Origin of the sequence: uncultured Psychroserpens sp. (assembly GCF_947501425.1) — a bacterium.
Taxonomy (GTDB): domain Bacteria; phylum Bacteroidota; class Bacteroidia; order Flavobacteriales; family Flavobacteriaceae; genus Psychroserpens.
On the sequence record NZ_CANMVN010000012.1, the window covers coordinates 1 to 20,461 of the forward strand.

A 20,461-nucleotide genomic window follows, 5' to 3' on the forward strand; every position below is an offset into this window, starting at 1 on the left:
GTAACCGATGATAGTGATGATCCGACAGATGCTACAGATAATGATAACAATGGCGATGGAGAGCCAGATGATCCAACCGATACAACAATCCCACAGAACCCATCGATCAGCATCATTAAAGAGAGCAGTTTAGATCTAGGAGCAGATGGTGTTGTGAGTGTAGGCGATATCATTACTTACACCTATACAGTAAGCAACACAGGTGATGTGACCTTATTTGATGTTAGTGTATCAGAAGATGCAGCCGACTTTACAGGAACAGGTACGCTACCAACCCCAACATATCAGAGTGGAGGAGCCGACTTAGACTTAGAAGCCGACTTAGAAGACTTAGCCGTAGGAGCAGGAACGATAGTGTACACAGCAACTTATGCTATTACACAGGATGATATCGATGCAGGAGTTGTAACGAATCAGGCAACAGCTGATGGAAGTGATCCACAAGGCGGAACAGTAACCGATGATAGTGATGATCCGACAGATGCTACAGATAATGATAACAATGGCGATGGAGAGCCGGATGATCCAACCGATACAATAATCCCACAGAACCCATCGATTAGCATCATTAAAGAGAGCAGTTTAGATCTTGGCGCAGATGGTGTTGTGAGTGTAGGCGATATCATTACTTACACTTATACAGTAAGCAACACAGGTGATGTGACCGTATTTGATGTTAGTGTGTCAGAAGATGCAGGTGACTTTACAGGAACAGGTACGCTACCAACTCCAACATATCAGAGTGGAGGAGCCGACTTAGACTTAGAAGCAGACTTAGAAGACTTAGCTGTAGGAGCAGGAACGATAGTGTACACAGCAACTTATGCCATCACACAGGATGATATCGATGCAGGAGTTGTAACGAATCAGGCAACAGCTGATGGAAGTGATCCACAAGGCGGAACAGTAACCGATGATAGTGATGATCCGACAGATGCTACAGATAATGATAACAATGGCGATGGAGAGCCGGATGATCCAACTGATACAACCATCCCACAGAACCCATCGATCAGCATCATTAAAGAGAGCAGTTTAGATCTAGGAGCAGATGGTGTTGTAAGTGTAGGCGATATCATTACTTACACCTATACAGTAAGCAACACAGGTGATGTGACGGTATTTGATGTTAGTGTGTCAGAAGATGCAGGTGACTTTACAGGAACAGGTACGCTACCAACCCCAACATATCAGAGTGGAGGAGCCGACTTAGACTTAGAAGCCGACTTAGAAGACTTAGCTGTAGGAGCAGGAACGATAGTGTACACAGCAACTTATGCCATCACACAGGATGATATCGATGCAGGAGTTGTAACGAATCAGGCAACAGCTGATGGAAGTGATCCACAAGGTGGAACAGTAACCGATGATAGTGATGATCCGACAGATGCTACAGATAATGATAACAATGGCGATGGAGAGCCAGATGATCCAACAACAACAGATCTTCCGCAACAACCACAATTAGATGTTGTAAAAGTTGCAGATATTCTTGATAATGGAGATGGTGTAATTGGTGTAGGTGATGTAATTACGTATACGATTACTGTAACTAACTCTGGAAATGTAAGCTTGACAAACGTTACTATTGTGGATACGTTTACAGATGCTAATAATATTCCGTTAACCTTAGATTCAGGACCAACATATGTAAGTTCAGATTTAGGTAGTACAGAAGGAAATCTATTAGTTGGTGAAACAGCTACTTATACAGCAACATACACTATTACTCAAGATGACGTTGATGCTGGAGGATTAGTCAATAGTGTTGTAGCAGATGGAGAAGGACCTGATGGAACAACAACAACTGATACTAGTGATGATGGAGATGATACCGATGGAAATACAGAAGATGATCCAACTGTAACTGAAACAGATTCTGATTTTGAATTATCAATAACTAAAGAGCTTGATATTTTGGAGCCTGTTATTGGTGATGAAGTTACGTTTACTATAACAGTAGCTAATGAAGGATTTGTAACTGCAACAGGTGTTGTTGTTGATGAAGTTATTCCTAGTGGATATACTTTTGTTTCGGCAATAGCAACAGCAGGAGCATATTCAGAATTTGATGGCGAATGGGTTGTAGGACAATTAAATCCTGGTCAGGTAGAAGTTCTTGAAATTACTGTAGAAGTTCTTGGATTTGGTGATTATCTGAATACAGCTTCCATTTCAGAATTTGCAGGAGGTAACGATCAAAATGAAAATAACAATAGTGACTCTGTTGGAGTTTCACCTATATGTTTAACTATTTACAACGAGTTTTCTCCTAATGGAGATGGTGTAAATGATTTCTTCAATATAGATTGTATTGAAACATTTCCTAACAATAGATTAGAGATTTATAATAGATGGGGAAATATAGTTTATGAAACTAATGGATATAGAAATGATTGGGATGGAACTTCTAATGGAAGAGCTGTTCTAAGTCAAGGAGATAAACTACCAGTAGGAACATATTACTACGTAATTGATTTAGGAGATGGTTCTGAACCAAGAGTAGGATGGTTATACTTAAACAGATAATTAATAAGGCAAGATTAAAAACAATATTAAAATGATACAAAAATCATCATTATTAAAAGGATTAATACTGTTAGTGTTTAGTACACTAATGATTAATACTAGTTTTGCACAGCAAGACCCTCAGTATACACAGTATATGTATAATACTATGAGTGTTAATCCTGCTTATGCTGGACAGCGAGAAGTATTAAGCATAACTGGACTTCATCGTACACAATGGGTTGGTATTGATGGTGCGCCACAAACACAAACATTAGGTATTCATGCGCCACTCAGAAACGATAAGATTGGTTTAGGGTTGTCTGTTGTAAATGATGCACTCGGACCTGTTAATGAATATTATATAGATGCTAATTTTTCATATACTATTCAAGTGAGTGATAATAATACCAAATTATCTTTTGGAGTCAAAGGTGGTGTTCATGCATTAACTTCAGATTGGAGTGAAGGAGTCATACAGCAATTAGGAGATCCAACGTTTGCAGACAATTTGAGCGTGTTTTCACCAACAATAGGTGCTGGTTTATATCTACATAATCGCAAGTGGTATGTAGGCTTATCTGTTCCTAATTTTTTGAAGACAGAACACTTCGATGCAAGTCAAGTCTCAATTGCTAAAGAACGAATGAACTATTACTTAATTGCAGGATATGTTTTTGATTTAAGCGAAAATACAAAGTTTAAACCTGCAGCTTTTGTAAAAGCGGTTTCAGGAGCGCCAATAATTGCTGATGTTTCGGCTAACTTTTTATTTAATGATAAGCTAACTTTAGGTTTAGCCTGGAGATGGGATGACTCTGTAAGTGGCTTAGCAGGAATTCAAGTTACTGATGGTTTATACATTGGTTACTCTTATGATGCAACAACAACAAATCTTAATAACTATAATAGTGGATCTCATGAGATTATGTTACGATTTGAATTACAAAAAGTAGGTAGAATATTATCACCAAGATTCTTCTAAAAAAATGATTATGAAAACACACAAGATTATATGTATACTAGCTTTGAGTTTTGTTTTTTCTATGGGATATTCTCAAAGAGGAAAGGTAAGACAAGCTAACAAAGAGTATGATAATTTAGCGTACTTAAAAACAAGTGAAATTCTTTTAGAAGTAGCTAATAACGGTTATAAATCTGTTGATTTACTTCAGAAACTTGCAAACTCATTTTACTTCAATAATCAAATGGAAGAAGCTGCAAAATGGTATGGCGAGTTAATGGCTATGGATGAAACTTTGGACCCAGAGTACTACTTTAGATATGCTCAAGCTTTAAAATCTATTGAGAACTATTCAGAGTCAGATAAGTGGATGAAAAAATTTGCTGAAGCTGATCGTAGTGATTTAAGAGGAAGAGCTTTTAAATCTACTGTAGATTATCTATCAATGATCGATGAGGCTAGTAGAGAATTCGAAGTTTATAACTTAGAAATCAATTCTGAAAATTCAGATTTTGGAACTGCCCAATATCAAGATCAAATCATATTTGCATCGTCTCGTGGTGGTGGAAAGAAATATAAATGGAACGAACAACCTTACCTGGATCTGTTTTCAGCAGATAAACAAGAGAATGGAACTTATGGTAATGTTAGTGAACTTGATAGTGATATTAATACCAAATTTCATGAATCTTCTGTGGCATTTACTCCAGACGAAAAAGTGATGTACTTTACGCGTAATAATTATTTCAATAAAAAATATAAGAATGATGAAGATGGCACCAACCGTTTAAAGTTATTTAAAGCTACTTTAGATGAAGATGGAAATTGGGCAGACATCGAGTCTGTGCATTTCAATAGTGACGACTACAGTGTAGCTCATCCAACAATCAATGCTAACGGAACTAAGCTATATTTTGCTTCAGATATGACTGGTACTTTAGGTGCGTCAGATATCTTTGAGGTGGATATAAACCAAGATGGTTCTCTAGGAGATCCTGTTAATCTTGGACCAGCAGTTAATACTGAAGGTCATGAAACCTTTCCTTTTGTAAATTCTGAAGGGGATTTATATATGTCATCTAATGGTTTTAGTGGATTAGGTGGTTTAGACGTTTTTGTAATTAGAGATTTTGAAAACAAAAGAGAACTAAATCAACCAATGGCTCTAGAGAATGTTGGACGACCAATTAATAGTCCGATGGATGACTTTGGTTATTTTGAAAATCTGTCAACTAAAGAAGGTTTCTTCACCTCAAACAGAGATGGAGGAAAAGGAGATGATGATATCTATAGCTTTACTATTCCTGAATGTGAACAAGTGGTAGAAGGAACCGTTAAGGATAAACAAACCCTTGAGCTATTACCAGGAGCTATTGTAACCATCTATGATGCTGAAGGAAATCCGTTAAATCAAGTTACAACAGGTGCTGATGCGACCTATAAATTTGAAGGACTCGCCTGTGAAATGGAATATTTAATTAGAGGACAGAAAGAGACTTATGCTTCAGATGAAAAGCGTTTCACAACTCCTAAGAAAAAACAAGAATTAGTTATTGAATTACTATTGGAAAAAGACGAAGTAGAATTAGAGCCTTGTGCCGATTTAGCTAAGATTTTAGATATTCCAATTATTTATTTCGACTTCGATAAGTTCAATATTAGATATGATGCTGAAGTTGAGTTACAGAAAGTACTAGCTGTGATGAATAAATATCCTACAATTACAATCGATATTAGAAGTCATACGGATTGTAGAGGACCAGCAGATTATAACAACCGACTTTCAGAAAATAGAGCGCAATCAACACGACAATACTTAATAGATAAAGGTGTTGATGCAGATCGTTTAACAGCTAAAGGATATGGTGAATCTAGATTAGTTAATGATTGTGGATGTGAACCTACAAATAATTCTGATTGTTCTGAGGCAGAACACCAATTGAACAGACGTAGTGAGTTTATCATTACAAGTATCAATGGTGTGAAATGCCCTGAAAAAGAATAATAAATAGTAAGATCTATTAAAATAAAGTTAAAAGCTACCTTTTTCAAGGTAGCTTTTTTGTTTCTGGTGTTTTTTTAAAGATTTAGTTGTTATTTTTGTTAGCTATGACAGAAGAACATGTAATTCTTGTAAACGAAAACGATGAGCAGATTGGTACAATGCCAAAAATGGAAGCTCATGAAAAAGCAGTCTTGCATCGTGCTTTTTCAGTTTTTATCTTTAATGATAAGAATGAATTAATGTTGCAACAACGTGCTAAACATAAATATCATTCACCATTATTATGGACCAATACCTGTTGCAGTCACCAGAGAGTTGGGGAAACCAATTTAGAAGCTGGTAAACGCCGATTAATGGAAGAAATGGGCTTTGTAGTAGACCTCAAAGAAACAACCTCTTTTATTTATAAAGCACCATTTGATAATGGATTGACTGAGCATGAACTAGATCATATTATGGTTGGACATTTCAATAATGAGCCAGTTATAAATACTGATGAAGTTGAAGCCTGGAAGTGGATGCCATTAGAAGCAGTAAAAGTAGATATTGAACTGCATCCTGAGCTTTACACAGCATGGTTTAAGATTATTTTTGATAAATTTTACGAACACATAAACATCACAAAGTAATGCGAGTAACAGTAAGTAGAAAAGCACATTTTAATGCAGCACATCGTTTGTATCGTAAAGATTGGAGCTTTGAAAAGAATGATGAGATCTTCGGAAAATGTAACAATCCAAACTTTCATGGGCATAACTATGAATTAATTGTACATGTTACTGGTGAAATAGATAAAGAAACAGGTTATGTGATCGATATGAAAGTGCTTAAAGATATTATTAAGTCTGAAGTTGAAGATGCTTTTGATCACAAAAACCTTAACGTTGAAGTTCCTGAGTTTAAAGATCTAAACCCTACAGCTGAGAATATAGTAGTTGTCATCTACAACAAGATCAAACCTAAGCTGAATGCCGATTTTGATTTAGAAATCACTCTATATGAAACACCTAGAAATTTCGTAACCTTTTCTGGATAATGAAAACTGAATTATATCCATTAAAATTTAAACCGATTTTAAAAGATAAAATTTGGGGAGGTGAAAAGCTAACGACAATTCTCAATAAAACATCCAATCAATCCAATATTGGTGAAAGTTGGGAAATAAGTGATGTTGAAGACGATACCTCTATCGTAACTAATGGGCCTCTCAAAGGACAATCCTTAAAAGCGCTCCTAGAAAATTATAAAGAAGCATTTCTGGGTAACAAGAATTATAAGGTTTTTGGAAATAAGTTTCCGCTACTTATCAAGTTTATTGATGCTAAAGAGGATTTGTCTATACAGCTTCATCCAAATGACGAGTTAGCTCTTACGCGTCACAATTCCTTCGGAAAAACAGAAATGTGGTATGTGATGCAAGCTGATGAAGATGCTAACCTTATCGTAGGATTCAATCAAAAAATAACAGCAGAAACATACTTAGAGCATCAGAAACATAAGACCTTGACTGAGATTTTAAATTTTGATATAGTTCAAACTGGTGATGCTTATTTTATTGAGGTAGGTCGAATTCATGCTATTGGTGCTGGAGTACTTTTAGCTGAAATTCAACAAACCAGTGATGTCACTTACAGAGTTTATGATTGGGATAGAGTAGATGATCAAGGTAATGAACGTGAATTACATAATGATCTAGCTATCGATGCTATCAATTTTGATATGGAAAATGATTTTAGAGTGTCTTATGATAAGATAGAGAATCAATCTAATTCTATGGTTTCGTGTCCATATTTTACAACCAACTTTCTTCACGTTACTGCGCCAATTTCAAAAGTTAATAATAAAGATTCATTCTTTATTTACATGTGTGTTGAAGGTGAAGCACAAATTGAAACTGAAACAGGAGTTGAAGCAATTAAACAAGGAGAAACGATACTAATTCCTGCAGCAATAGAAACTTATAAAATAACTTCAGGTAACGCAAAACTATTAGAAGTTTATGTTTAATTTTGTAGCAAATAAATTTAAATATTATGGCAAACGTTAGAGACCTTAAAAAAGACATCAATTTTGTTTTAGGTGATATTATTGAAGCAGTTTATGTTTGGGAATACTCAAACACTGATAAAGACACTAAGAAGAGTGAAGCAATAATTGATGAAGCAATCAACACATTTGATGAGTTAATTGCTAAGGTGAATGATAAAAGTGTAGACAATAAAAAAGCACACTTTAAATCAATTAAAAATGAATTAGAAGATAGAGGTAGAGCCTTAATCGAAAAATTAAACAAATTAGGATAATTTTAAGAGGAGCGTTTGCAAATTTATAATTCCATATTATATTTGCAGCTCCAAAAAGCCGATGTAGCTCAGCTGGCTAGAGCAGCTGATTTGTAATCAGCAGGTCGTGGGTTCGAGTCCCTCCATCGGCTCAAAAAAAATCCCAAACTTACAAGTTTGGGATTTTTTTTTAATCGTCTATTGTTCTTTTTCTTCTTCTTGTCGTTCTTCGATAAAGTCTTTCAGCTGTTTACCGTATTTAGAGCTTTTAATATTATCGGCAAGTGCATCATATATTTGTTGTAAATAACTCACACTAGTATTTGGTACTTCGCTTATGGCTAAATATGGAGATACTTCACTATCTGGATGGTTGACAGCAAAGTTAATTGTATAGCGGTATTTACTCTTTAATAAATTGTCAAACTTAACTTTTAGTTCTTCTACTTTGCTGGTGTCTTTAGCTTTTTGATATTCTAGACTTTCTTTGATCATATCTAAATTCTTATCATTAAAATTAGACATCATCTCCAAATATTCATCTAGCACTTTCTGTTGCTCAGATCCTTTTATAATAGCATCAACGCTAAAATTTTTCAATGTTGAATTAATTTCAGTAATCCCTTTATTTGCAAAGAAGGCTATCGTTCCATCTTCATCATCATTTTTATCAAGCTTTAAGAACAATACTTCTGGTTCTTCCAGATCACTATGCAATTTAAAACTAGCCTCTCCATTGATAGCCATAGAATCTAAAGTTATCATAATAGAATCTTGTTGTTTTTGAAGGTAAAGTATTCCTTTTTTTAAATCTTTTACCTGACCAATAAGTGTGAAATCATGTTGTTCCTCTTTTCCGCAGGACAACAATAACAGTGCTAGTATGACAACTAAAATTTGCTTCATTTTAATGATTTTAGAGTGAGCAAATATCATATAAAAAATAATGAAAAGCTAGCTTACTGCAGCTAATTCTAATAAAATAGTACAACCAATAGCAGCAATGGTTCCAATAGCATATCCAAACACAGCCAGAAGTACACCTACTGTAGCTAATGAAGGATGGAAGGCCGATGCGACTATAGGAGCAGATGCTGCGCCACCAACGTTAGCCTGACTTCCTACCGCTAAAAAGAAATATGGTGCTTTTATGATTTTTGCAATTCCAATAAGTAGCAATGCATGAATGGTCATCCATACCACACCAATAGCAATAAGACCAAGATTGTCAAAAATAAGAGTTAAATCCATTTTCATTCCAATACTTGCTACCAGTATATAAATGAAAACACTACCAAATTTACTGGCACCAGCACCTTCATAGTTTTTGGCTTTTGTGAACGATAATAATATGGCGATAAGTGTTGCTATACTGATCATCCAGAAGAAAGAAGATCCTAAGAAAGTAAAAATATTTCTTGTTGTTGGCGATTCAATACCAGCTACTAATTTGTCGAAAAATGGCGCAAGAAAACCTGAGCATAAATGAGCTATACTGACAGTTCCAAATGCAATAGCTGCTATAATCATAATGTCTGTAAGCGATGGATTGCGTTTGACTTTTTCAGAAAATGTAGAGACTTTTTCTTTTAAATCTTCAATTGCTGAAGTATCGGCTTTTAACCATTTATTTATTTTATTACGCTTTCCAATACCTATGAGAATAACAGCCATCCATACATTTGCAACGACAATATCGACAAATACCATTCCTCCATATAATCGTTGGTTATAACCATATATTTCTAACATAGCGGTTTGATTTGCACCACCACCAATCCAGCTTCCTGCTAATGTGGAAAGTCCTCTCCAAACAGCATCAGGTCCAACGCCTCCAACAGTTTCTGGAGATATAGATGCTATTAATAAAATAGCAATTGGTCCACCTATGACAATTCCCAGAGTTCCAGTAAAAAACATTACCAGTGCTTTCCATCCGAGATTGAAAACACCTTTAAGATCAATACTTAATGTCATTAATACTAATGCTGCAGGTAATAAATATCGGCTCGCCATATAGTATAAGCTTGTACTATGTTCAACAATTTTGCGGTCTTCAGAAATGGTTTCCCATTCAGGAGCTATTAAACCAGACGTCGTCAAAACAGCTGGCAACATGTAAGCAACGAATAGACCTGGAACTATTCTGTAAAACTTTTTCCAGAACCCACCTTTTAAAGACTCAGTAAGAAAAACCAAACCTAAGGCAAGCATAAGAAGCCCAAAAACAATAGTATCCTTAGTAAACAAAGGGGCTTTCACAATGGCTGTGGATGTGTTATTAACGACATTAACATTAACTGGTTGTCCGTTATTTAAAAATTCAATATCTGTGATTTCTAAAATATTCTGATCGATAAAACTTTCGTCTGCTTTTATTACCACCTGAATTAAATTTTCAGAATTTAAGGTGTATAACCTGTCAGAGTTAAATTTTATAACAGCGCTAAAATCTGAAATCTCAGAGACTAGTCCTTCGTTTTCATGACTTAGAATATCTTTTATTTTAGCTATGGAGTCTTTTGTAGTTACTCTCATAGAAAAATCAGTAAAACTCAATTTATCTACAGAAAAAGGTATGGCAAAATCCTTTGAACTATTTTCGTCTACAGACTCTATAGTAATTGTCTGAGCGTTTAAACTATTAAAACATGTAAAAAGGAAAAAAAATAAGATACAGAATTTAGAAATTGCTTTCATAGGAGATGTTTAGATGTGCAAAATACCAAAATTAATGCGCATAAAAAAAGCGACTTTTTTAAGAGTCACTTTTAGTATTGTTTTTAGGTTTGGGTTGTCGGTTCTTTTCTTTGAGATATTGCATGAGCATCCATTCTATCTGTCCGTTAGTACTTCTGAATTCGTCAGAAGCCCATTTCTCGATTGCTTTCAGCATATCTTCATTTATTCGTAATGCAAATGCTTTTTTCTTGGACATAGTATTAATGGATAAACAATGCTATTATTAAACTTAATATAAATAGTAAAAACAAATGTGCTACTTTGAGAATCATGATTTATTGATTTTTTGTTTATAGATTAGTATAAAAACAGGCAGTATAACACTTATTCCAATTACTGTTGGCATAAACCAACTACCTAATTTAAAGTGACTGCCGTTTGCAGATTCAATAATGGCGTAATTAATGAACGCAAAGATAAGTATGACAAATAAATTAGTAAACCTTAAAATTCGGGTACTAAATCTATAATTTTTTAAGGCGTTTTCTTCAGTAATATTCACCATATAATTGTGCAAATGAGGATATTTATTTAATATGAATAAACCAATAAAGGTAATAAGACCAAAAGCGGGAAGCATCCAAAGAAATAACTTGTTGCTATGGCCATCTACCTCACCTTTTCCATTGAAATGCGAAGGGATAATCTCTGGTAATTCAGAATAGGAGATCAAAGTATAAATAATCATTAATACTAGTAATGTCACTGATAAGAGATCAACAACAATGTCCATAGGTTCAAGCGGAACTGCTATTCTTGGTCTGTTGGTTTTCATGATTATCTATTTTTATCACGTTCAAAAATAATCATCGGTGAAGTTTGACCAATATGTTTTACAATCCAGCCTTCTCTGGCATATTGATTTAATAAGTCTTCATATTTTTGAATTCTATTTTTAAAACCAAGTTTTGGTGTTACTACTTTATATTCTTTCATGGGTTTATTTATTTACAACTTTTCGTTATTTGACTCATCGTCCTTAAAAATGACCAAGGCTAAAATTACGCCTAGTATTAGTCCAATCATAGAACCATATACAACTCCCATTGCCACATTACCTGTAATGGCTCCTATAGTTGTTCCGATGCTACTGCCTAATGCGCTTCCAATGGCGATGCTATATATCTGATTCTTATTCATCTTAATGATTTAAAGTGCCTGTATTTAATACTGGTGATGCGTCTTTATCACCACAGAGGATAACCATCAAATTACTAACCATAGCTGCTTTACGCTCTTCATCTAAATCAACAATTTGTTTCTTGCCTAATTCCTCCAAAGCCATTTCTACCATACTCACTGCGCCTTCAACAATCTTGTGTCTGGCAGCAACGATAGCAGTAGCTTGCTGACGTTTCAACATGGCATTTGCAATTTCCTGTGCGTATGCTAAATATCCAATACGCGCTTCTAAAACTTCTATTCCTGCAATTGATAAACGCTCATCAATTTCTTTTTCTAAGGCGTTACTTACCTCATTCACACTAGAACGAAGGGTGATATCTTCATCATGGCCTTCATCTGCAAAATTGTCATAAGGATACATGCTCGCTAATTTACGTACAGCAGCATCGGTTTGTACACGAACAAAGTTTTCGTAAACATCTACATCAAAAGCAGCTTTGTAGGTATTTTGTACACGCCAAACAAGAATGGTGCTGATCATAACAGGGTTACCAAGTTTGTCATTTACTTTTAAACGTTCACTATCAAAGTTTCTAGCTCTTAATGATATTTTCTTTTTAGTATAGAAAGGGTTTACCCAATAGAATCCATTCTTTTTTACAGTTCCTATGTATTTTCCGAAGAGCAGTAGTACTCTAGATCCATTAGGCTGTACCATAATAAATCCAGGAGCTATTAGTATTGCTATGGGAATTATAACTAAAAATTCTGGGCTTTGAGTTACTATTGAACTTACTATTGGTCCGAAAAATAATATGAGGAATACAAATAGCACAAGGTACCCGTTTGCTGGGACTATAGTTTTTTCTTCTTTCATTGGTTTAGGTTTAAGTTAAATAATTCAATATGATGTTATTTTGATATCAAATTTACATCAAAGATTTTTAACTTGCAAATTAAGTTTGGCACGCCATTTGCTATATATGAATTGTAAATGCTTATGATGATGTTAGTAGAGGAGTGATTACCTCGCATAACGGAGTAACATTTATCATTTGGTTGGTTAGTTAGTAAAAACGCATCTCAGACTTTGAGATGCGTTTTTAACTTTTATAAACTAATTCGTAAGATTTATTTCAGTATAAAATCACTAACACTGGTGATTAATTCTTCTGAAATTTTTCTAAAGGATTCATTATAAGATTTAGAATTTTCCAGTTGATCACCTTCTATAATAAATAATACATGATTCATGTTTTCTAGGATTACAAGTTTTGCTTTTTCTGAAGCATCTTTTAATAATTTAGCTTCATCTACAGATACTTGAAGATCTTTTGTTCCGTTAATAATCAATGCTGGTATTGCTAAAGACCTAAGAATCTCTTGTGGATTATACTGCATCCAATTCATGATGAAAGGTTGAATATCTAATCTAAAAATTGAACCTAACGCAGGAGGATAATCACTTGTAGTTTGTCCTTTTTTTAAACTAGCAAAGGCTTTTTTTGTAGGATCTACTAATGACGGATCCATGTTAGCGACCTGATTAGTGATGACTTCATCAATGGACTGGCCTGCTCCTGCTAACGAGATGAAACCATCTGCTCTGTCTTTTGCAGCAAGCATTCCTACTAAACTTCCCTGACTATGACCTATAACATAGATTTCAGAATAACTTGTTTGATCTTTAAAATAGTTCACTACCGAAATGGCATCCGTTACAAAATCGTCAAATGTAATATTTGGATCAACATTGTTTTTTAGTATTTGTTTTACAATACGTTTATCATATCTAAATGTAGCTATGCCTTTATTTGTAAGTCCTTCTGCTAATTTTTTTAGAGAATTATTTTTCAAAAAATTCTGATTCCCATTTCTGTCTGTGGGTCCAGAACCTGCAATGATAATTGCTAATTTTGGTTTGTCGATATCGTTTGGTAATAATAAAGTGCCATCTATTAAGGCATTGACTGCAATATCTTGAGCAGTATATTTGAGCTCTTGAGCAGATACATTGAGAACTAGACAAAAGAGAATAAGTCTTAAACAATAGGTCATAATTATATTTTTAGTAATGTCACGCAATAGATGTACCAAAGTTAACTAAAAAATAAGATGAAAATTGTATCATTTTATAGTCTGAAATTTATAAAAAAAACAAATTCACAAAATGCATTTCATCGATGAAATACAATATTTCATCTAAAAATGTTAAAATTAAGTGTATTTCATCGATTAATTACGTATTTAAACTTGTAAATTGAAATAGAGTTCTATATTTGAAGTGTACTAAAATTTAGTTTTTAGTTCAATGGATTAATTAATTAATATTTGCATATGTGCAGAATTAGAGACCCTAAATCTACCACATATATTAAAAAGCAAATTAGGAAAACCAAGGTTGAGGGACCTTGGTTTTTTCTTTTTATATAATTAATCATTTATATGATGGTTCTAAAAGTAAGGTTGATACGCTCTCCTATAGTTTTTTTTGTTTTTGCTATTTGATGTAGCCAATAATGTTGCATTTCACCTTTCATAATTAAAAGACTCCCATGATTCAGATCTAATTTATGTCTTTCATCTTTATTATGACGATGTTTGAAATGAAATGGTCGTGTTTCCCCAAAACTCACTGAAGCTATAACAGGATTGATACCAAGTTCCTTTTCATTATCGGCATGCCAGCCATTACTATCATTTCCATCGCGATATAAATTGAGCAAAACACTTGTGAACTTATGTTGAGCCATTTGCTCAATATCATATTTTATTTGAGAAAGTTCAGGAGTAAACACATGAGGATGCATTGTAATATTAGAATAGGAATACGGTTTAGAATTTTCTGCGTATAATGCTGTGAGACGAGGTTGTTTATAGGTTTTTCCAAATACTGTAATGTCATCTTGTTGCCATTGGATATCCTCTTTTAGCACATTAAAATAAGTGTTTGCCTTATCTATATCATAGAAATTTTCGATGTAGATAAGTTCCGCATTAGGCAGATTTAAGATTGTTTTTTCTCCAGAAAATAAGTCCATCACTTAATTTTTATCTAAATTAGCTATATCATGAAGATCCACAAAATATTAATTCTTACTTGTATTGCTTTCACTTTTGCCTTTTCTCCTCAAAAGCAAAATGGTTTACCCGATGGATTTATTAATGTTAAAGAGATTATTCCAGACATTGATGTAGAGTTGCGTTATTTTTCTAATAATAACTTTGTAGGTGATACTATTGATGGTTACAAAGCAAACAAACTCATTCTAACCAAGCAATCTGCACAGGCACTTAAGAACGTTCAAGATGAGTTACAGGAACAAAATTTATGTTTGAGAGTTTATGATGGTTATCGACCACAACGCGCTGTGAATCATTTTATTCGTTGGGCAAAAGATTTGAATGATACTATACATAAGCAACAATTTTATCCAGAGGTAGAGAAGCGTTTTTTATTTAGAGAAGAATATATAGCCACGCGTTCAGGCCATAGTCGAGGCAGTACTTTAGATCTTACCATAATTGATGGTAACACCAATAAGCCTTTAGACATGGGGAGCCCGTATGATTTCTTCGGAAAAGAATCCTGGGTGGATCATCCAGATCTTACTGAAGAGCAAAAGACTAACCGACAACTATTACAAAAGGTGATGCTGAAGCATAATTTCAGAAATTATCCCAAAGAATGGTGGCATTTTACGTTGCGATGGGAGCCTTTTCCAAAAACCTATTTCGATTTTGAAGTAGAGTAGAAAAGTTAGTCTTGTTTGATGAATTTATCAGTGTCAAATAACCAAGTTTCTACTTTACTTTCACCATTATAGAATCCATTATCTTCATCATATTCGTAGTGGAAATAGGATAATTCCCCCAATTCTGAATTGTATTTAAGATTAATTTTATTAACTCGATTTGCACCAGCAAGCAGGTATTTGTCTCCTTGAAATATCGTTTCATATTGGACGAATCCATCAGTTGTAATTTGGTAAACTCTTGCTAAACAGTGATGTAATCCTCCACCATAAGTTCCCCAACCCAACATTAAATAGTAGGTTTTGTTTTTTGACTTTATAGCATGAATATCATAAATGATAACGCATGTAGGTTCGCCAGTCATATATTCATCTCCAGAGTCTAATTGTTGATATTTAATCTGTCCTGAGCTGTTTTTAAACTGAACATAAGACGCCATATCGTGCCAACTTCCTCCATTGATTCTGTCCCAACTATACGTTTTAACTAAACTATCTTCTGATAGTTTTATAGTTACATATTTTGATAGTTTTTTCATAGGACTATAAAAGCTTGTAGTGTCCTTAAGCTTTAATTTCATCCGACCCTCAATAATTGGAGACATACAAATTGCTAACTCAGTATCTACAGTATTTAAAAGTTTGAAATTTTCAGTTATGAAAGTATCATCAAAGTCATTATTTTGAGTATGTGTAACATTTGATAAAACAAGTAGCAATGCTGTTGTTAAGATTGTTCTAATCATTGAAGTGTCCTTTATATTTGATTGCTTGTTTAACATGTGCCAGATGATGATTACTATGCCAGGCGTAAGTGCCTATGGTTTCATCTAACCTAAAGCGCTTTCCATGTTCAGGGTGTATAAATTCTCTGGACAACTCATCGTTAGAAATGTGCCGTAGTAGCTTCCCAAGTTTAGAATGTAGTCCTTTAAGTAAAAAAAGCGTGTCTTTTAAATCGTCATCATTACCATCAATAAGCGTGGCCCAACGGTCTTCATAATAAGGTCTTATAGTTGGAGATTCCTCAGTAAGTGCCAGTTTAAACCTAATCATACTATTCATATGGCTGTCAGCACAATGATGTACTACCTGTTTAATAGTCCAGCCTTCTGGTCTGTACGCCCAGTTGAGTTGCTCGTTAGATAGGTCTTTTGTAAGTTGTTCAATGGCTTCAGGAAAATGTTCAATATCCTGAATCCACGAATCGATTATTTCAGAAGAGATATGTTCAGGTGTATGAAATTTTCCAATAGGAAATTTTAACTGTTCAATTTCTTTGTGATCCATTTTTCTAAATCTTTATCAGATTTCTTTTTAAGAAGCTTTTCTAAAGCTCTGTCTTTTTTTATTCCTGAATCTTTATTGTTCTCATAAACTTTTAAGACACTTTTCATGCCTGCTACATTACCTTCCATTTCATTAAGTTTTCTAGAGTTTTCTATAGCATGCTTAGCCCATCCAGCTAAGAAGGTTAGTAAAAGGTCTGGGTTTTTTTCAGCAACTTCAACAATATAAGCAGAAACACTAATAGTAACAGTTGGAGTACCTGTTAGCCACTGCATGACAAAGGCGCTAACATTTTTTCTTTTTGATTCCTGCTCATTTAAGGGCGTGTTCTCCAGCCAGTTAATAGCATCTAAGGCATCCTGCTGATGTTTTTTATAATCAGCTTCAGATGTTAGTGAATAATTATCAGGGATATTAAATTCCTGAGCTTGGAATGATAGAGACCATAATAATAAGATTGCGATACATAGTTGAGGTAGTTTCATGTGAGATAGTTTTATTTTCTTAAAAATACTAATTATTTCTTTCAGAAAATACTTTCATTTTAAAAACGGACTCTAAAACTTAAATTTGGTGTTATTCCTAAAGATAAATTTTCTATTGCAATAATATCACCATCAGAATTTTCGACATAGTAGGTGTTGATTACATTTTGTCTATCGAAGATATTCCAAATAGAAGTACCAATTGAAGCATCAAGTTTATTGGTGAGTTTCAATTGATAGGTAGCAGATAGATCTGTTCTGAAATAATCAGCAATACGCTCATTATTTGGTAAATCATATTCAATTAATGAGTTGGCATTATTTTGCACTTCTGAAGGTAAGGTTTGAGGTCTTCCAGAGTGCCAATTCACACCTAAAGCTAATTTCAGATTGTTAATAGTATAAGTGGTTGCGAATGTTGCGGCATGCCTTATATCAATATTATTAGGAAACGGGTTTCCATTATTAAGATCGTCAAAAATGTAATCGTTTTTACTGTAAGAATAACTAAGCCATGTACTAAAGGAGTCAAATTGTTTGTTGATTAAAAAGTCAATACCTCTAACTTGGTATTTACCTATAGCATTTGTAAACTGAAATTGGTTTTGAAAACCCTGACTTCTGGTGGTTATGCCTTCTACATCTTTTATAAAAGCTTCAGCACTGATTAGGAGTTTGTTTTTGTTGTAGTGAATGCCAATAGCACCTTGAACACTTTTGATTATTGGAATGTCCTCATTGTTAGATAGGATCCAACGGCGTTTTTCGATACCTAGAAAATCATTTTGAAGATCGATAATTTGCGAAGTGGTCTGACTTTTTAATTCGGCAAGGAACTCCAATCTAAAATCATTATTCAGTTTATGACTTACAGAAAGTCGAGGTTCAGTGAAGAACTCTGAAAACTTCTCAATGTAATTGGTTCTCAGACCAATTCTAGCATAGGTATTTTTGTTGGCTGAAGTGAATTCAGCCTCGCCATAGATAGAGTGTGTTCTCACAACTTCTTTTACAAAACTAATAACATTCGGGTTGTCGGCATCTTCAGCATTACTAATAATCACCTCATTAAACTGATAGCCTCCATGAAGTTTTAGGTTATTATCAATATGGTTAGTTGCATTAATCTTTACACCAATTTCATCAACCTTATTATCTTGATTTAAGCGTTGATTATTAATGATATCGAAGTTTGTTGCTTTTAGATCGTAAGTGGTAAAATAGACCTGAGCTGTTGTTGTTAATTTACTATTCCAGTATTTTAAATATTCTATTCCAGTAGCAAAATTGGTTTGTTCTAACGAGTTTTTTAGAGGGTCTTCAGATGTGTCATTTGGAAGTTGGTCATAAGTAAGACTGTTGTTTATGGTTGAAAAATTAAATCTGAATTGATCTTGATCAGTAACATCATATAAAAATTTGCTGGCAATATCATAAAAATAGAAACGCTCGTTATTTGATATGACCTCTGAGTTTCCCTGTTGAGCATTAGAGAAATCACTATCCTGGAACACGCGTTGTAAATATTGATCGTAGGTTGGGGTGAATATGAAATCGGTTACAGAACGTCTGGCAGAGAATTGTAATTCAGCTTTTTCATCTAACGGAATTTTTGCAAAACCGTCGGCATAAATCAAATTAAAGCCAGCTCCAGCTTTGAATTCCTGATCAAGACTGTTAGATTGTTGCATGTCAATAACACCAGAAACACCATCACCAAACTTAACGCTGGTTCCGTTTTTTGAGATATTGACCTCTTTGGTTAAGTAAGGATTGAATGCCGAAACCAATCCGAAGAAATGACCAGATTGGTACATTTTTATTCCATCCCAAAGAATTAGGTTTTGATCATGGGTTCCACCTCTAATATTGATGTTGGATACGCGCTCATCTACACTTAATATTCCTGGTAAAGCTTGTATACTTTGTAGAATATCTGGCTCAATAAGTCCTGGAAGAATGCCAAAATCTTCAGTCTTTATATTGATTTTGCCATCACTTTTTTTCGAAATTCCTTTGGTTAAGAAATTGGTAATAACTACTTCTTCAAGCTTTTGTGTTATAAAGTCACTGAACGGATTAGTACGTTTAGAAATGACAATATTGGTGTTGCTTAGAATAATGAAATCAAGATTAGTTTCAGATTTTAAAAATTCCAGAGCTTCTTCTAGAGTAATGTCTTTACTGGGAAGAATTGCTGTTTTGTCTTCAATGGTTTGATCGAGATAGGTGAAGTTAATATTGTATCTCGCTTCTAATGTTGTAAGGATTTTAGCAAGCGGAAGTTTGTCTTTGAAATTTGTTTGCGCAACAATGCTACTTAAATTTAAAAAGAGTAAAATTATAAAAAGATAGAGCGTACCTCTTTTATTCACGTTTTAGCCTAATGATATTATCCGTTTTACTATACTTTAATTGTAATGGTAAAGTAATGGATTTTAGGGCAATTTCAATATCATTATGTGTAAAACTTCCAGTAAAATTTTGAGAATCACTAATGTTTTCAAATTCAATCGATACATTGTATTGTCTTTCAAATTCAGCAATAACCTCTCTATAAGGAATACTTTTAAAAGTACTGTTGTGATTTAACCATGACGGACTTGATAGTTTTTCTTTTTCGGTAGCAATATATTTCCCATCAATAATTAAAAAGTTGTCTCCTGGAAGGAGTATTGTTTCTTTTGTTGTTGTGTTAACTTTTACTTTTCCTTCGTAACAAGTGACTTCAAAGTAATTATTACGGTCTTTAACGTTAAACTGTGTTCCAAGAACAGTAATAGTTCCTGAGGTTGTTTTAACATCAAATGTCTCACCTTTAGCAACATCAAAAAAGGCTTCGCCATCAAGTAGGATACTTCGGTTGTTGTCCCATTTTGAGTTATTAAACGTTACCGAAGACATTGCATTTAGCTTCACTTTTGAAGCATCAGGTAATACAATGGTCTTTTGTTGAGAAACTAGAGTGCTTGTAGTAGTGTTTACAGTTGTAGTATAAAAGTATATACCAAAACCAACAACTAAAATAGCAGCTATTTTTGAGAGCAGTGGTAATAACTTAAACGTTTTTTTCTGCTCTGATTTTATGGAACTCCAAACACTATTTAAAGACTCATCTGTATGTACAGTATTAGCTTTAAAACCTTGCAATTCTAGGTCAAGTTTAATCAGGTCATCATAGTCTTCAAGTTGCTTGAATGCTTCAAGTTCCTGAGGACTGAGATCATGATCTAACCATTTTTGTATAAGGGCTTCTCGGTTCATAATATTTAATTCAAACATATAACAGTTTAGGAATAAAAAGT

22 protein-coding genes and 1 tRNA gene are annotated in these 20,461 nt (G+C 34.0%); 9 read left to right on the plus strand and 14 right to left on the minus strand.

Annotated features, from left to right (window positions below; translation table 11 throughout):
- From Q0951_RS16545 to Q0951_RS16580, 8 genes are all read left to right on the plus strand, one after another.
- Positions 1-2,529: gliding motility-associated C-terminal domain-containing protein (locus Q0951_RS16545; protein WP_299339346.1), on the plus strand; the 2,529-nt coding region annotated here is incomplete at its 5' end.
- Positions 2,530-2,560: 31 nt separating this feature from the next.
- Positions 2,561-3,493, plus strand: coding sequence for a type IX secretion system membrane protein PorP/SprF (locus Q0951_RS16550; protein ID WP_299339349.1), 933 nt, complete (start codon positions 2,561-2,563; stop codon positions 3,491-3,493).
- A 10-nt stretch (positions 3,494-3,503) separates the two neighbouring features.
- A complete protein-coding gene (locus Q0951_RS16555) occupies positions 3,504-5,477 on the plus strand; it encodes an OmpA family protein (RefSeq protein WP_299339352.1) in 1,974 nt (657 codons plus the stop codon).
- A gap of 104 nt (positions 5,478-5,581) precedes the next feature.
- Positions 5,582-6,106 (plus strand): isopentenyl-diphosphate Delta-isomerase, encoded by a 525-nt coding sequence (gene idi, locus Q0951_RS16560; RefSeq protein WP_299339355.1) that lies wholly within the window; start codon positions 5,582-5,584, stop codon positions 6,104-6,106.
- The gene (locus tag Q0951_RS16565; RefSeq protein WP_299339357.1) at positions 6,106-6,513 is read left to right on the plus strand and encodes a 6-carboxytetrahydropterin synthase; all 408 of its coding nucleotides are present in this window, start codon (positions 6,106-6,108) and stop codon (positions 6,511-6,513) included. Before idi ends, Q0951_RS16565 begins: the two co-directional genes overlap by 1 nt.
- Positions 6,513-7,484 carry a type I phosphomannose isomerase catalytic subunit gene (locus Q0951_RS16570; protein WP_299339359.1) on the plus strand — a complete coding sequence of 324 codons (972 nt, stop codon included), beginning with the start codon at positions 6,513-6,515 and terminating at the stop codon, positions 7,482-7,484. The genes Q0951_RS16565 and Q0951_RS16570 overlap by 1 nt, the downstream gene beginning before the upstream one ends.
- A gap of 26 nt (positions 7,485-7,510) precedes the next feature.
- Positions 7,511-7,780 carry a hypothetical protein gene (locus Q0951_RS16575; RefSeq protein WP_299339362.1) on the plus strand — a complete coding sequence of 90 codons (270 nt, stop codon included), beginning with the start codon at positions 7,511-7,513 and terminating at the stop codon, positions 7,778-7,780.
- A gap of 57 nt (positions 7,781-7,837) precedes the next feature.
- Positions 7,838-7,911 (plus strand) — tRNA-Thr (locus Q0951_RS16580).
- 46 nt (positions 7,912-7,957) lie between these two features.
- Here Q0951_RS16580 and Q0951_RS16585 read toward each other — a convergent pair.
- The 9 genes from Q0951_RS16585 to Q0951_RS16625 form a co-directional block, all read right to left on the minus strand.
- Entirely contained in the window at positions 7,958-8,665 is a 708-nt protein-coding gene (locus Q0951_RS16585; RefSeq protein WP_299339365.1) for a DUF4369 domain-containing protein, read from the minus strand.
- Positions 8,666-8,713: 48 nt separating this feature from the next.
- Entirely contained in the window at positions 8,714-9,973 is a 1,260-nt protein-coding gene (locus Q0951_RS16590) for a DUF819 family protein (protein ID WP_299339462.1), read from the minus strand.
- 544 nt (positions 9,974-10,517) lie between these two features.
- Entirely contained in the window at positions 10,518-10,697 is a 180-nt protein-coding gene (locus tag Q0951_RS16595; RefSeq protein ID WP_299339368.1) for an Arc family DNA binding domain-containing protein, read from the minus strand.
- 72 nt (positions 10,698-10,769) lie between these two features.
- A complete protein-coding gene (locus Q0951_RS16600) occupies positions 10,770-11,276 on the minus strand; it encodes a DUF1648 domain-containing protein (protein ID WP_299339371.1) in 507 nt (168 codons plus the stop codon).
- A 2-nt stretch (positions 11,277-11,278) separates the two neighbouring features.
- Positions 11,279-11,437, minus strand: a complete 159-nt coding sequence (locus Q0951_RS16605) for a DUF4177 domain-containing protein (protein WP_299339373.1) — start codon at positions 11,435-11,437, stop codon at positions 11,279-11,281.
- Between the two features lie 12 nt (positions 11,438-11,449).
- Positions 11,450-11,641: a hypothetical protein gene (locus tag Q0951_RS16610; RefSeq protein ID WP_299339375.1), complete on the minus strand. Its 192-nt coding sequence runs from the start codon at positions 11,639-11,641 to the stop codon at positions 11,450-11,452.
- A gap of 1 nt (position 11,642) precedes the next feature.
- The gene (locus Q0951_RS16615; protein WP_299339377.1) at positions 11,643-12,503 is read right to left on the minus strand and encodes an SPFH domain-containing protein; all 861 of its coding nucleotides are present in this window, start codon (positions 12,501-12,503) and stop codon (positions 11,643-11,645) included.
- Positions 12,504-12,757: 254 nt separating this feature from the next.
- Positions 12,758-13,684 carry an alpha/beta hydrolase gene (locus tag Q0951_RS16620; protein ID WP_299339379.1) on the minus strand — a complete coding sequence of 309 codons (927 nt, stop codon included), beginning with the start codon at positions 13,682-13,684 and terminating at the stop codon, positions 12,758-12,760.
- A gap of 383 nt (positions 13,685-14,067) precedes the next feature.
- A complete protein-coding gene (locus tag Q0951_RS16625) occupies positions 14,068-14,667 on the minus strand; it encodes an alpha-ketoglutarate-dependent dioxygenase AlkB (protein ID WP_299339382.1) in 600 nt (199 codons plus the stop codon).
- Positions 14,668-14,697: 30 nt separating this feature from the next.
- Here Q0951_RS16625 and Q0951_RS16630 point away from each other — a divergent pair, with 30 nt between their 5' ends.
- Complete coding sequence (locus Q0951_RS16630) at positions 14,698-15,381, plus strand: M15 family metallopeptidase (protein ID WP_299339385.1); 684 nt, start codon at positions 14,698-14,700, stop codon at positions 15,379-15,381.
- A 5-nt stretch (positions 15,382-15,386) separates the two neighbouring features.
- Here the strand turns inward: Q0951_RS16630 and Q0951_RS16635 are convergent, their stop codons facing one another.
- Genes Q0951_RS16635 through Q0951_RS16655 form a run of 5 tightly spaced genes read right to left on the minus strand, consistent with a single transcriptional unit; the run spans position 15,387 to position 20,420 of the window.
- A complete protein-coding gene (locus tag Q0951_RS16635; RefSeq protein ID WP_299339388.1) occupies positions 15,387-16,127 on the minus strand; it encodes a hypothetical protein in 741 nt (246 codons plus the stop codon).
- Complete coding sequence (locus Q0951_RS16640) at positions 16,120-16,671, minus strand: YfiT family bacillithiol transferase (protein ID WP_299339391.1); 552 nt, start codon at positions 16,669-16,671, stop codon at positions 16,120-16,122. Before Q0951_RS16640 ends, Q0951_RS16635 begins: the two co-directional genes overlap by 8 nt.
- The gene (locus tag Q0951_RS16645) at positions 16,644-17,156 is read right to left on the minus strand and encodes a hypothetical protein (protein WP_299339393.1); all 513 of its coding nucleotides are present in this window, start codon (positions 17,154-17,156) and stop codon (positions 16,644-16,646) included. Before Q0951_RS16645 ends, Q0951_RS16640 begins: the two co-directional genes overlap by 28 nt.
- A gap of 59 nt (positions 17,157-17,215) precedes the next feature.
- Positions 17,216-19,531 (minus strand): TonB-dependent receptor, encoded by a 2,316-nt coding sequence (locus tag Q0951_RS16650; protein WP_299339395.1) that lies wholly within the window; start codon positions 19,529-19,531, stop codon positions 17,216-17,218.
- Positions 19,524-20,420, minus strand: a complete 897-nt coding sequence (locus tag Q0951_RS16655) for a FecR family protein (protein WP_299339397.1) — start codon at positions 20,418-20,420, stop codon at positions 19,524-19,526. Before Q0951_RS16655 ends, Q0951_RS16650 begins: the two co-directional genes overlap by 8 nt.
- Positions 20,421-20,461 lie beyond the last annotated feature (41 nt).